Annotated in this window: 12 protein-coding genes; 7 read left to right on the forward strand and 5 right to left on the reverse strand. The window is 49.8% G+C overall.

What is annotated here, in order from left to right:
• Positions 1 to 406: 406 nt before the first annotated feature.
• From DFP94_RS22655 to DFP94_RS22670, 4 genes are all read right to left on the reverse strand, one after another.
• Positions 407 to 1,303, reverse strand: coding sequence for an MBL fold metallo-hydrolase (locus DFP94_RS22655; RefSeq protein WP_114498755.1), 897 nt, complete (start codon positions 1,301 to 1,303; stop codon positions 407 to 409).
• A 104-nt stretch (positions 1,304 to 1,407) separates the two neighbouring features.
• Positions 1,408 to 2,322 carry an AraC family transcriptional regulator gene (locus DFP94_RS22660; protein ID WP_114498756.1) on the reverse strand — a complete coding sequence of 305 codons (915 nt, stop codon included), beginning with the start codon at positions 2,320 to 2,322 and terminating at the stop codon, positions 1,408 to 1,410.
• 173 nt (positions 2,323 to 2,495) lie between these two features.
• Positions 2,496 to 3,278: an exodeoxyribonuclease III gene (locus DFP94_RS22665; protein ID WP_114498757.1), complete on the reverse strand. Its 783-nt coding sequence runs from the start codon at positions 3,276 to 3,278 to the stop codon at positions 2,496 to 2,498.
• Positions 3,279 to 3,472: 194 nt separating this feature from the next.
• A complete protein-coding gene (locus DFP94_RS22670) occupies positions 3,473 to 3,799 on the reverse strand; it encodes an antibiotic biosynthesis monooxygenase (protein ID WP_114498758.1) in 327 nt (108 codons plus the stop codon).
• Between the two features lie 215 nt (positions 3,800 to 4,014).
• Here DFP94_RS22670 and DFP94_RS22675 point away from each other — a divergent pair, with 215 nt between their 5' ends.
• The 4 genes from DFP94_RS22675 (at position 4,015) to DFP94_RS22690 (ending at position 7,550) form a co-directional block, all read left to right on the forward strand.
• Positions 4,015 to 4,344, forward strand: a complete 330-nt coding sequence (locus DFP94_RS22675; protein ID WP_114498759.1) for an ArsR/SmtB family transcription factor — start codon at positions 4,015 to 4,017, stop codon at positions 4,342 to 4,344.
• 98 nt (positions 4,345 to 4,442) lie between these two features.
• Positions 4,443 to 6,218 carry a SulP family inorganic anion transporter gene (locus tag DFP94_RS22680; protein WP_114498760.1) on the forward strand — a complete coding sequence of 592 codons (1,776 nt, stop codon included), beginning with the start codon at positions 4,443 to 4,445 and terminating at the stop codon, positions 6,216 to 6,218.
• A 187-nt stretch (positions 6,219 to 6,405) separates the two neighbouring features.
• Positions 6,406 to 6,987: a TetR/AcrR family transcriptional regulator gene (locus DFP94_RS22685; RefSeq protein WP_114498761.1), complete on the forward strand. Its 582-nt coding sequence runs from the start codon at positions 6,406 to 6,408 to the stop codon at positions 6,985 to 6,987.
• 17 nt (positions 6,988 to 7,004) lie between these two features.
• Complete coding sequence (locus DFP94_RS22690) at positions 7,005 to 7,550, forward strand: HXXEE domain-containing protein (RefSeq protein WP_114498762.1); 546 nt, start codon at positions 7,005 to 7,007, stop codon at positions 7,548 to 7,550.
• 52 nt (positions 7,551 to 7,602) lie between these two features.
• Here the strand turns inward: DFP94_RS22690 and DFP94_RS22695 are convergent, their stop codons facing one another.
• Positions 7,603 to 8,853 (reverse strand): purple acid phosphatase family protein, encoded by a 1,251-nt coding sequence (locus DFP94_RS22695; RefSeq protein WP_114498763.1) that lies wholly within the window; start codon positions 8,851 to 8,853, stop codon positions 7,603 to 7,605.
• Positions 8,854 to 9,029: 176 nt separating this feature from the next.
• Here DFP94_RS22695 and DFP94_RS22700 point away from each other — a divergent pair, with 176 nt between their 5' ends.
• The 3 genes from DFP94_RS22700 to DFP94_RS22710 are packed head-to-tail and all read left to right on the forward strand — an operon-like array spanning position 9,030 to position 12,433.
• Complete coding sequence (locus tag DFP94_RS22700; RefSeq protein WP_114498764.1) at positions 9,030 to 9,752, forward strand: polyphosphate polymerase domain-containing protein; 723 nt, start codon at positions 9,030 to 9,032, stop codon at positions 9,750 to 9,752.
• A gap of 5 nt (positions 9,753 to 9,757) precedes the next feature.
• The gene (locus DFP94_RS22705) at positions 9,758 to 10,453 is read left to right on the forward strand and encodes a DUF4956 domain-containing protein (RefSeq protein ID WP_114498765.1); all 696 of its coding nucleotides are present in this window, start codon (positions 9,758 to 9,760) and stop codon (positions 10,451 to 10,453) included.
• Between the two features lie 15 nt (positions 10,454 to 10,468).
• Entirely contained in the window at positions 10,469 to 12,433 is a 1,965-nt protein-coding gene (locus DFP94_RS22710; RefSeq protein ID WP_114498766.1) for a CotH kinase family protein, read from the forward strand.
• The last annotated feature ends 488 nt before the right edge of the window (positions 12,434 to 12,921 follow it).

Genomic DNA, 12,921 nt, shown 5'->3' on the forward strand with positions numbered 1-12,921 from the left:
AATCCTCTAAATTAGCTGGAGGTTTTCCAGCTATTTCTGCCAACACGGACACATGGCCAAAATTAGCTGTAGGAAATCCATCTAATGTGTAAGTCGAAGGAGATCGCAGCTAGCGGGATAGTAAAGCAACGGCAGTCGATCGAAGTTCTGCAGTAGCTTTTCCAGTAATCGGATGTTTTGGAGAATTGTAATTGGTGGGCGACAATCAGCAGTCAAAGTTCCGCAGTAGCCCTTCCAGTAATCGGATTATGTATATAGTAAAACCTGCTTATGCCAAAAAAGGCCCCATGCAAAACAGGGGGAATGTGGCGCACAATGCAAATATAAAAGAAAAACCCAACGTCTTATGGACGTGGGTTTCTCATCAATCAGAGGGATGATCGCACTGGGATCCTCCTTCTTAAGGCTATTTTAACAACACATAGCGCCAAGCACTCTGACTATCGATGTCTTCCCTGCTAACAAACAGCTTATCGCTTTCCGTGCTATCCTCAATCTTGAGTTTTTCCAGAATATAATCCGCTGTTTCCGGTTCGTAATGTCCCGGCATCACTATGGCAGGTTTAAGCTGTTCCAGTGCCCTTACGGTTTTATCCTTGCTAAACCCGTACCCGCCGACATCGGAGAAAACAGAGATGGATACGTCTATTTTTCCAAGCGCCTTAAGCTGCTCTTCCGTCAATTCCGTCTGTGCCATATCTCCAAAATGAGCTATTCTGAGACCGTCTACCTCAAATAAATAAATCATGTCCGAAGGATTGGCAGGATCAAAGTCACTGCTATGGCTTGCAGGAATACCTGTAACTTTAACGTCCTTTACCGTAAATGTCTCCTCTTCGTAACGCGAAACCCGGCTTCCCTCAATTTCTTGTTTCAAGTAGGGTACTAAAAATTGCGGATCAGAATGATCGGGGTGCGTATGGCTCACGGTAACGATATCCGCTTTAATGAGGCCGTTTGAGTTTGGGACGAGGTTTGGATCTGCAACAATAACGGTTCCTTTGGAAGAAACGATAGCGTAAGAGTCATGTCTCGCTGTTTCCGTGGAAGTCGTAAGAAGCTTAATCATGGTCTTGCCCGAATCGTTTTTGAGTGTAGCCGTATCTAGCGCCATCATTTCTTTTTCCTCTTGAGGCTGCTGTTCGGCGGTCCCAACGGCCTCTTTCTGCTGCACCGAGTTCTCCGCCACCGTACTCTCTGCCGCTTGATTACTGTTCACTTCCCCATTGCATCCAGCCAGCCATAATACCAGAACAATAAGCATGATCCACACCGGAGACCGGCGTTTAGCCTTAATATCCATGAATAATCCCCCTAAGATATGTCTTGATGAAAGGAATTGTATCGTAACCTTCTTAGTGAGCACAGGGTATATCGATCATGAATAACTGTGAATCGACAGTATCTTTAAGTTCGAGGCATCATCCAGCAATGAAGCTTCCGGTATTCGGTTGGTGTGCATCCGGCATAGTTTCGAAAACTGCGTATAAAGTTGGCATCATCATTTATTCCGATCATCGTCATAATTTCATCATTCGGAAGAAGGGTATTGCGTAGTAGCGCAACGGCCGTCTGCATTCGAATATTACCCAGATAAGCCATAACGGATTGCCCCGTACGGGTTCGGAATTTTAAATTTAAGGTTGTTTTGTTCGTATGAAAAAGCTGGGTGAGTTGCTCGAGCTTGATTTTCTCCCGATAATGAGTATGCAGATAGGTAATAACAGGTCTCAGTTCATTGTCTATAGTATCCAACGGAATTTCAGGAGAAACGTAAGTTAGTTTATAATTCCGGCTAACAAAAAATAACAATTCCATTAAATAAGATCTACTTCGACATGGCCAATGAATATCATTCTGAGTTAAAAGAATTTGGTCTATTTGTTCCAATACATTTGCGATGTGGCGCGAAGTAGCACTGTCTACGGGTATGGAACCATTATAAGAGGGCGAACGCTCAAGGAATGGATTCAAACCCCATAAATCTTGTGAATCGCTTCCCTCAAGCACAACCGGATTTAAAAGATTCTTAAACGTAAAACGATTGTTAATGATGTCCGGGTTGAAATAAACCGTCTTCGTTTTTAGCCGAGCGCAATTAGAGATATTTAGGGTCGATGTTTCATTAAGACAAAATAATGCGGGTGCAAGCAACCTGTAAGTTTGCGAATCCAATTCAATGATTCCGGTGCCTTCCTCCACCAAAACCAGTCGATATCTGGAACCAGCGCCGATATTGCCATCTTGCATAGTCTCCAGGTCACATCTCATGACATGAATCAAGCCCGGATAATGTAATTGCCCCATCGTTATCAAATCCATATCTCGGCTCCCCCCTGCTCCCTTCGCTATTTCCAGCCTGTGTTAAATGTAATTCCAGAACTTGGAATATGTCAATAATAGGCAGCACATCGATTTTTACTTAGCAAAAAAACGCCCTCCTGCCGCGTTCCGCCGACAAAAAGGACGTCTTCTCATTCATATAGGATTATAAATTATGCCGTTTGCGCTTGCCGTGTTGCAGTCTCCGCTATGTCCAACAGCACCGGACAATGATCGCTGCCCATGACATGGCAGTCGATCCCGGCGTCCAGCAAATGTGGTGCAAGCCGGGAGGAAGACAGAAAATAATCGATGCGCCAGCCTACGTTCCGCTCCCGTACCTTAGGCATGTAAGACCACCAACTGTAGACATTTTCCCGGTCGGGATAAAAATGCCGGAACGTATCCACAAATCCGGCGCCGAGTAATTCTGTCATCTTATCCCGCTCTTCCGGCGTAAAACCGGCATTTCCAAGATTCGATTTCGGATTTTTCAAATCGATTTCCTGATGCGCGACATTGAGGTCCCCGCACACGATCACCGGTTTGCGGCTGTCCAATTCCAGCAAATAGCTGCGGAAGCGATCCTCCCATTCCATTCTGTAACCGAGTCGGGCAAGGTCGCGTTTCGCGTTCGGCGTATATACATTGACAAGGTAGAAGCCCTCAAACTCCAGCGTCAACGTCCTGCCCTCCGGCTCACTATCTTCTTCTATGCCATAACGCACGGATAGCGGTTTAACCCGGGTAAACACGGCCGTTCCCGAATATCCTTTCTTCTCGGCATAATTCCAATACTGCTCATATTCATCTCCCAGCTCCAGAATGATTTGTCCTTCCTGAAGCTTGGTTTCCTGCAAACAAAAAATATCCGCATCTACAGCCTTGAAATAATCGTAAAACCCTTTATTCACGCAGGCCCGTAAGCCGTTGACATTCCAGGATACCAGTTTCATACCATCTATCTCCTTGCCTATAATTTCTAAACTCATAATCCATCATAACATGTCTACCAAAATCTTACCCTCTATTAAAAATGCCTGTCAAATCGTAACCCGTCAGACCCGTAAATGTCAAAAAGCCGCCCGTAAGAGCGGCAGGTTCATCCTTGGTTGCAATCCCTGAACTAGTTAAATAACGGTACCGTTCCTCAACGGTAAGCTTTGCCCCGCTTGACGACTTCAGCTTCATACAGTTTGACCTCTGTGCTAAGGACATAAGCCGGCGGCTGTTTCCCGCGATTGTCCTTATGGCCCTGGATATGGGCATCGCTCTTCTCCCAGTTCTTCCAAGCTTCCTGTGACTCCCAGCGAATGACCACCACGACTTCTTCCTGCTCTTTGCTTTTAGTGTTCACCATCACGCTGATGTCAACAAGTCCGTCCATAATATCCATCGGACCCTCTCCGCTGAATCTCTCAACCACTTTGTCGCTATTTCCTTTTTCGACCAAGATCGTTCTTGTCATAATAAACAAGGGACCATGCCTCCTCTTAAAATAAATAAACCGACCAAACGGCCTAATTCAATACAATCTATCCTCATTCTAGTTGATAATAATTATCATTGTCAATAAAAGCGAGATTGCTCCCTCGTTTTTTCAAGTACCCTATGATGTATGTCATTCAATATATTCAAATCTTTGAATATAATAAAATATAATTCAATCTCCCGTGAAAGGGGCTTTGTTCCATGGACGTAAGCTTGCAGCAGTTTAAAGCCGAATTTTTCAAAGCGCTGGCCCATCCGATGCGCATCCGTATCCTGGAAGTTCTTTGCGAAGGAGAACGGAACGTCAATGAGCTGCAAAGCATCGTAGGTTCCGAAGGCTCCGCCGTATCGCAGCAGCTATCCGTACTCCGGGCCAAGAATCTGGTCAATACGGTAAAAGAGGGTACGACCGTCGTCTATTCACTCCGCGATCCGCTGATCAAGGATCTGCTGGCGGTAGCCCGGCAAATTTTCGATAATCATCTGGTCGAGTCGATTTCGTTATTGGAGGGAATCCGAAAAGAAAAATAAGGTGCAGGCGAACTCCCCGCCGGTATGCGGGGGCTCTTTTTATGTCGGAAAATTTCTTGTGCTGTATTTCATATATCTATAGAAAAGAAGGGTTTTGGATGAAGTGGAGTGGGCGGTATAAAGGTTATCACGCAGGGTCATTACGAAAAGACTTAATTTCCGGATGCATTGTCGGCATCGTCGCGATTCCCCTGGGCATGGCGTTTGCCATCGCTTCGGGCGTCAAGCCCGAATACGGGCTGTACACGACCATCGTCGCAGGCATTTTGATTTCGCTTCTGGGCGGATCGAGATTTCAGATCGGAGGCCCGACCGGCGCGTTCATACCGATCCTGTTGGCCATCGTTATGCAGTACGGGTACGAGAACCTTCTGATCGCCGGTTTTCTTGCCGGGATTATGCTGCTTCTGATGGGGCTGCTCAAGCTCGGCACTTTGATTAAATTTATCCCGCGTCCGGTGACGATCGGGTTTACGGCCGGTATTGCGGTAACGATCTTCAGCGGTCAGATCGCGGGCTTCCTCGGACTCCGGGATATGGAGCGGCATGAATATTTCTTTGAAAATATGAAAGAAATCGTCCTGCGCCTCCCTTCGCTGAATCTCTTTAGCATTCTGACCGCCTGCATTTGTTTGGCAGCCCTTTTGCTGACGCCGAAGTGGCTTCCCAAGGTACCGGGCTCCCTGGTCGGCATTCTCGTCTCTACCTTGGTTGCGCTCTGGCTCTTCCCCGGCAAAGTGGCGACGATCGGCTCCGCCTACGGCGCGATTCCCGGCGGATTCCCGGGACTGCACCCGGTCTCCCTCACCTGGGACCGCATCGGTACGATGCTCCAGCCGGCGCTGATCATCGCCTTGCTCGGAAGCATCGAGTCGCTGCTCTCAGCCGTGGTCGCCGACGGCATGACCGGAACGCGCCACAACAGCAACCGGGAACTGGTCGGCCAAGGGATCGCCAACATCGTTACGCCGTTTTTCGGCGGCATCCCGGCTACCGGAGCGATTGCCCGGACAGCGACCAACATCAAAAACGGAGCGGTGTCCCCAGTTTCAGGGGTCATCCATGGCGTCGTGGTCCTGCTCGTGGTCATTTTATTTGCGCCATATGCTTCAACCATCCCGCTGGCGAGCATGGCTCCGATTCTGATGATGGTCGCCTGGAACATGAGCGAACGCAAAGCGTTTGCCAAGCTGCTTAAAACCCGGACCAGCGACACTGTCATTTTGCTTGTAACGTTTCTGCTCACGGTCTTTACCACATTGACGACGGCGGTGGAAGTCGGACTTGTGCTGGCCGTGCTGCTGTTTATCAAACGCATGAGCGACATGCTCAGCGTTGATAAAGTGCTGCCCGACCGGTCAAATCTTAGAGAAAAAGTGGCGCCTCACGTAGTCGCCAAAGATCATGACTGTCCTCAGGTCTCGATCTTTACCATAGACGGTCCGCTGTTTTTCGGCGCTTCGCAGACGTTTGCCAATCTTGCTTCTATCATGGAAAACGGTTCGGATTTAAAGGCGGTCATTCTTCGAATGAGCAAAGTCCCGTTCATGGATACGACGGGGGAAGCCCACTTTCTGGCCCTGGTCAAACGCCTGCACGGAATCGGCGCCAACGTTATTATTAGCGGAATTCGCCCACAGCCCCAAAGGCTTCTCATGAAGACGGGAGGGCTGACCATCATCGGAGAGCAACACTTTTTTGAGCATACGGGCGAAGCATTGAATTACGCCTTGCATACCTTGAACGGTGAAAAATGCCGGGGTTGCCGGCACTTCGCCTTCCGCGAATGCAACGTTTTCAGCGAGCTTGATTATGTTGCTCAGCCCGGTTCCCAGCCTTCGCCGCGCGTTCGGTCCGGCAGTCAGCCGGTTTAGTCGTCTGACCCGCCCAAAAATAAGTCATCGGTGCTTGAGAGCAACCGATAATCTGACCCAATAACACTAAAGCTCTTCCAGGGCCTGGCCGGTAACGGACTCAGGCAGCGGGAAGGGCTTTACTTTATTTGAAAACACAATTATATTATAACTAACTAATTAGTTATAAAAAAGGATGGATGTCTCCATGTTAACTCCCAAAGGCGAAGCAAGCAAAAGCAAGCTGCTGGCTTCCGCCGAAGAGCTTTTCGCCCAAAAAGGCTTTCATGCAACGACAGTCAGCCAAATCGTCAAAAATGCCGGGCTTACCCAAGCCGCGTTCTACCTTTACTTTAAAAGCAAGGATGAAATCCTCCGGGAACTGCTGGCAAAATTCGAAGACCAACTGCTTCCACTTACCGACGCTGGCCGGAACGCCGCCGGGAAAACTCCGGAGGAGCTTGTGGCTTACGTCATACATGCCTTCACGGGTCTGTTTGTGCTGCTGGGCCGGAACGCCAATTTAACCCGGATCGCTTTGCTCGAAACCGAAAGCGGCTTGTCGATTCGGGACAAAATCGTGCAGCAGATTTGCGCGAACATGGTCCGCAACCAACAGGCCGGTATCGTCCGCCCGGATGTGGAACCCGAACTGGCCGCGGAATCGGTCGTTGCCTCCGTGGAACGACTGATATACCGCTATAGCGCCACCGGGGAAAAGGATGCGGCGGAATTGGGCCGCCAAACCGCCAAGCTGTTTCTGCAAGGCATCCTGATTCGCCGAAAATAAAAAAAGGAGATGTTCTTATGCAACTGCTAAGCTTTTTAAACGAGCATATCGAAATGTTGAGCCTGTTGTGGCTTTTTCCCGTGACGTTCCTGTTTCACGATTTTGAAGAAATATTAACGGTCGAAAAATGGGCCTTAAAGCACGGTGATCGTGTCCGGCAATCCCTGCCCGGCTTCGCTAGAAGAGCCTTCCAATCCTCACTTCGAATGAACACGTTCCATTTTGCCAAGGACGTGTTGTGGGTGTATTCGATCATCGTGCTCGTAACGATGCTGGCCGTTTTCTTCGATTTCTACCTGCTTTTTTTGGCGGCTTTGCACTTGTATTTTCTGCATGTGTTCACCCATATCGGCCAAACGCTGTACCTGAAGCAATACACTCCCGGCGTCGCCACCGCGATTTTTCCGGTGCTCCCTTATTCGCTTTACGCTTACTACCGCCTGCTCTCCGACCAAATCATAAGCACCGGGGACCTTCTGTGGAGCCTGGGTGTCATGCTCGTTCTGGTTCCGATCGGAATAATCCTGCTCTTGAAAGGAAGAGACCAATATGTGAACACCTGAAAACTCAATATAAACTTAATCCAGAGGTGCAGATGCCGGCCAAAATCCCGAATCAGTCCTTTTGCAATACAAATTCGTCCAGCTTGTTTCCGTCCACGTCATAGGCTTGATAAGTCAGCCTGTTCCCGTTGACCGTTATCCCCGCGAACATCTGCTTCCCGTTTTGAAAATGGACCGCATGATAAAACTTATCCTTTTTCTTGTCGTTGAATTTCGATCCGGATGCATTCGTCACAACATAAACCGCCCCTTCCCCCTGCCCCGCTATCTCTCCGTTCTTTAGCGGAAAGGATCTGGAGTACTCGTGATTATGGCCCTGCAGTACCAGGTCGACGCCGAATTCATCAAACACCGGCACCCAATCGCTGATTTTTTCGTACCTGTTCCCCCCATAAGCCGGACGATGGATGGCAACGATTATCCATGTCTTATCACTGTTCTCTAAATCTTGCCGGAGCCACGCGGTCTGTCCTTTGATGTTGGATTCCGTATTCATCACGACGATATGGGCGTTCCCGTAGTCGAAAGAATATGTCGTTCCTGCGGCAGAGCCCTCCGCCCCATTTTCCGGCAGATTGAAATGTGAGGTAAACCGCTCGGAATCCCCTTTCACTTCGTCATGATTGCCGGTCACCGGCATCAGCGGAATCCGGGACAGCCAGGGCGCAGCTTTTCCGAAAAAATAATCCCATGCTTCCTCATCCTCCGGCTCTTCCGTCAGGTCCCCGTTATGAAGTATCCATTTCGCATCCGAAAACGTTTCAAAGGCCCTGTCCAGCGTTTTTCCCCATAGCTCGAAGTCCTCTTCCAGTGCCCCTTGCGAATCCGTGACATTCAGAAACGTAAACGCGGTCTCATCCGTACCCTCTGTCGTAAAAATGGCAGGCTGACTCCAACCTTGCTCCGTACCATCCCCAACCCTATAAATATAGGCCGTTCCCGGACTCAGTCCGGTCACCTCCACCTTATGAACCGCTTCCTGCAGGCCTTCTTCCAACGTTATAACCGTGGAGACGGTTTGGAAAGTCCGCGTCCCGCTCTTTTCCAGTTCTCCCGCTTCCGTTCCGGTTGCCAGTTGCAAAATCCCTTCCGACTCCGCATTCTGCGAATACCAAGTAAAGGCCCGGGACGTTTCCGGATCTCCCTTAAAGGTCGTCACTAAGGATTTTGCCGATTTGCCATACCCGGGATCTTTTTCCAGGCCGCGGCCATTCCACTTTTCGAGCACTACCACTCCCGCCAGAATAACGACGCACAGCAGCGCTATCCCGCCTATGGAGATACTGCGTTTTCTCCTGCTCATATCGTTCTCCTCCCGATTGTCGCATTTCTTTCTTACGATTTTTTACCTTCTGCATCCAATTGTCAACGCAATGTAAAAACATTCAGTTTATATTCAGTATCCGTTAAGTGAGAAATCAGCAAACCTTGCTAGCATGAGTTCTGTGAACAAGCGAGAGAAAAGAGGTGTTAATAGCATTGGATACCGTTTATAAAAATTTAAAATTCCGCCATGAGCTTAAATTCCTGATCAACCGCCATCAATATTACATCATCAGCCAGCGGCTGAAAAATCTGATTCAGCATGACCAACATGCGGACCGGGACGGTGAATACCATATTCGCAGTTTGTATTTTGACGACATCGACGGCTCCGCCTTGTCCGAAAAACTCGGAGGATTCCGCAATCGCTGCAAATACCGGATTCGCATCTACAACATGGGCGACCAAATCATTCACTTTGAGAAAAAAATCAAACAGGGCGATTACATTGCCAAACTGAAGGAACCGTTGACCCGGGAAATGTATGATGTCATATTAAACGGCGATTATGAAGCGCTCCGCCAACCGGATAAGCCATTCATGATGGAATTGTACCGGGAAATGAAGCACAACTTCCTTCGTCCCAAGGTTATCGTCGACTATGTGCGCGAGCCGTACGTCTGCGCGAACGGCAATGTCCGGATTACGTTTGACAAAGAGCTCCGGACCGGCCTGCACGCTACGGATATTTTCGACCGGTCGCTGCGGCCCGTACCGGCCATGGACGACCAGCTGATTATTCTCGAAGTCAAGTATGACGAATATCTTCCGGAAGTGATCCGGACCGCCCTGCAAATGGAGGGACTCCGACAGCAATCCGCTTCAAAATACGTCATCTGCTGCAAGTATCTAAAATTGAATTCCTGGGAGGATCAATAATTTTCATGAATACGAATAATCAGTCTACCAATTTCAGCGATATTATCAAAAATTCCATTATGGACAATTTCACTTCGGATATCAGTATTTCCAAAATTCTGATTACCCTCGGCATTTCATTCATTATTGGCTTGTTCATTTTTATTTTGTACAAACGGGTATTCAGCGGAGTGCTCTACTCCAAAAGCTTCAACGTGTCGCTAATCGGCATGACGATGGTTACAGCAATGATCATCATCGCCGTCAACTCCAACCTGGTGCTCTCGCTCGGTATGGTCGGCGCCCTGTCGATCGTTCGGTTCAGAACGCCGATTAAAGATCCGACCGACTTGATCTTCCTGTTCTGGGCAGCGGCTGCGGGCATCGTGACCGGCGCCGGCTTCTTCACACTTGCAGCAATCGGCTCCGTCATCGTCGGGCTCGTCATGTTCTTGTTTATTAAGAACACCTCGGTGGAAACGCCTTACTTGCTGGTCGTGAACTGTGACAACGATGAAAGCGAAGGCCTGATCCATGCCCGATTGCGCAGCCTCGTTAAACGCTACAACGTCAAACAAAAAACCGTGGCTCCAGGCAATATCGAGATGACGCTTGAAATCCGCCTCCGCGATGGAGAAGGCCGGTTTGTCAATCAGATCTCCGAACTCAGCGGGGTGAAAAATACCATTCTGATCAGCTATAACGGCGATTATGTATCCTAAAACGAGGTGACGAAGATGAAGAGGAAAGGAAGACTTTCAAAGCTTCTTCTATCCTTATGCTCGCTGCTGCTGATCTTTGGACTAGCTGCCTGCAATGGTACGGTTCAAAACAAGGACACCGGAAACACGGCGGTATCGAAGGAAGAACAGAAGCTGGATGAGGAGGTTTTTCCCAAGGATAAGGTCGTCGACGTCAAAATCACGATCGATGAAGAAGATTTTCAGGACATGCTGGACAATGCCAGCGCAGAGGAATACAAAACGGCTTCGGTCGATTACAACGGCAAGCATTTTGACAATATCGGCATCCGGACCAAAGGCAATTTGAGCTTGCGCAGCGTCGTGCAAATGCCGGATTCGGACCGATACAGCTTTAAGCTGTCTTTTGACGAATATCTCAATCAGACTTTGGACGGCATCAGCAAAATAAACCTGAACAACAATTACAGCGACGCCACCTCCATGCGCGAATTTCTGACCTACGAGTTGGCGGAAGAGATGGGGCTTCCCACGCCGAAGTATTCGTTCGTTAATGTCTACGTCAACGACGAGCTCTGGGGCTTCTATCTTGCCGTTGAGCAAATCGGCGACGCGTATTTGAACCGGCACTTCGGAAACGCCTACGGAGCACTTTACAAGGGCGAAATGACCGGAAACGGCAGCGACCTGGCCTGGCTCGGCGACGATCCCGATTTATATACCGGGCTGGCGCTGAAGTCGGACACGACGAACGACGACGTGTTGATCGATATGCTCGATGAGCTGAACAACGGTTCGGATTATGAAAAAGTGCTGGACGTGGAAGAATCGCTCGGTTATATCGCCCTGAATGTGCTCACCAACAATAGCGACAGTTACATCGGCGGGAATAAGCAGAACTACTACTTGTATGAGGACAACGGCGTATTTTCCGTGCTGCCTTGGGATTACAACATGGCGTTCGGCGGCATGGGCGGCGGTGGCGGCATGGGCGGCGGATTTGGCGGCGCCGGCCGCAACAAGCCTGACGCCACGGGTGCCAGCAATGCCGATGAGGCAGGAGCAGATACCGGCGTGAGGAAAACTGAAGCAGTGGCAGCCCCTGGGGGCAGAGGCGGCAGCAGTCTGCTGATCGATGAACCGACGCAAGGCGCAGTTGCCGAACGGCCGCTGGTAGCGAAACTGTTGGCCGTCGAAGATTATAAGGATTTGTACCACTCCATCCTTCAGAAAGCGGTGGACGGCTTCCTTGCAGACGATACCTTTTCGGCCCGCGTCAACGAAGTGTATGAAATGATCTCTTCCTATGTGGAATCAGATCCTAGACCCTTCTATACGTATGAAGAGTTTGAACAGGCTGTTCCCAAACTGATCTCCACCAACGCCTCCCAAGTGAAGAACATATCCCAACAGTTGGACGCCACGCTTCCGTCTTCCGGAGACGGTTCCGGCAGCGGCGGTGGATTTGGCGGCGGGATGGGCGGTGGCAGAGGCGGAGACGACCGCGGCGCTTTCGGGGCCGGGGGCGCTCAAGCCGGACAAGCGCAAGGCGCTGCAACTGCCGGCCAAGATAATGCAACCGGCGGCGGGAACGAAGCGGCGGACGCCGCTGGAGGCGGACAAGCCCCGCAAGTAGCGGCGGGCGGAGACGCCAGCACTCAGGCTCCGCAGGACGGTGAAGGCGGCCAGATTCCCGGCGGGCAACCGCCTGGCGGTGCTGACGGCCAAGTGCCCCCAGCGCCGCCGGATGCTGCCGCTAACGCCAAGGGCAACGCGGACAGTCAGGCACAGCAAGGAGCGGACGGTGACCAATGGGGCCGAGGTGGCGAATTTGGCGGCGGCGGTCCGACGGGCTTGAATGTTGGCCCCGGCGGATTCGGCCAAGGAAACGAGCGACAGGTGCAAACTAATCCCCATGAAGCTGTTACTGCAGGTATATCCCTGCTGATTCTGCTGCTCGCCTGCGTATTCATTATCTTTTTCAAAAGAAGACGTTTGTGATTTTGAAGTAACCGTCAGCGGTGTCCGATGAACTCCCTGACGGTTTTTTGCATACATGAGGGAATGTACAACCACTCTGAACTTTCCTTTCCTGTAAAAGTGCAGCTTTTTCAAGGTTTTTTAATAAAAACAGGTAATCTGCTGAATTTGTGCAGTATTTTTACGCACAGAACGGCATTTGTCTGGACTAAACTGAAAATTCATGCATTTTCGCAGGATTTTAGTTAGATAAGGAGCTCTACTGCTCCAATTGATGTACTTTTGCAGGATTTACCTCGTTCTATCTGGCACAATTGTGGAAAAAATGGGGCGAGAATTCCGAACAATTGATTGTGTTTCCGTTTATGCCGGCTGTATCGATTTACTCTGACAATCCGGATGGTCATTCCGTTGAACTGATTGCCATGCTGGAAGATACTCCGCGACCCGAACTGGAGTTGATACTTTGGAAGGACTGGGAGAAGCTTCATGCGAGGGAGTTTCCACTG

The organism is Fontibacillus phaseoli (assembly GCF_003337355.1).
Lineage (GTDB): Bacteria > Bacillota > Bacilli > Paenibacillales > Paenibacillaceae > Fontibacillus > Fontibacillus phaseoli.

Coding starts and splice junctions, on each gene's coding strand:
- DFP94_RS22655 (WP_114498755.1), bottom strand. CDS start 1,303: ATGGATATTAAGGCTAAACGCCGGTCTCCGGTGTGGATCATGCTTATT.
- DFP94_RS22660 (WP_114498756.1), bottom strand. CDS start 2,322: ATGGATTTGATAACGATGGGGCAATTACATTATCCGGGCTTGATTCAT.
- DFP94_RS22665 (WP_114498757.1), bottom strand. CDS start 3,278: ATGAAACTGGTATCCTGGAATGTCAACGGCTTACGGGCCTGCGTGAAT.
- DFP94_RS22675 (WP_114498759.1), top strand. CDS start 4,015: ATGGACGTAAGCTTGCAGCAGTTTAAAGCCGAATTTTTCAAAGCGCTG.
- DFP94_RS22680 (WP_114498760.1), top strand. CDS start 4,443: ATGAAGTGGAGTGGGCGGTATAAAGGTTATCACGCAGGGTCATTACGA.
- DFP94_RS22685 (WP_114498761.1), top strand. CDS start 6,406: ATGTTAACTCCCAAAGGCGAAGCAAGCAAAAGCAAGCTGCTGGCTTCC.
- DFP94_RS22690 (WP_114498762.1), top strand. CDS start 7,005: ATGCAACTGCTAAGCTTTTTAAACGAGCATATCGAAATGTTGAGCCTG.
- DFP94_RS22695 (WP_114498763.1), bottom strand. CDS start 8,853: ATGAGCAGGAGAAAACGCAGTATCTCCATAGGCGGGATAGCGCTGCTG.
- DFP94_RS22705 (WP_114498765.1), top strand. CDS start 9,758: ATGAATACGAATAATCAGTCTACCAATTTCAGCGATATTATCAAAAAT.
- DFP94_RS22710 (WP_114498766.1), top strand. CDS start 10,469: ATGAAGAGGAAAGGAAGACTTTCAAAGCTTCTTCTATCCTTATGCTCG.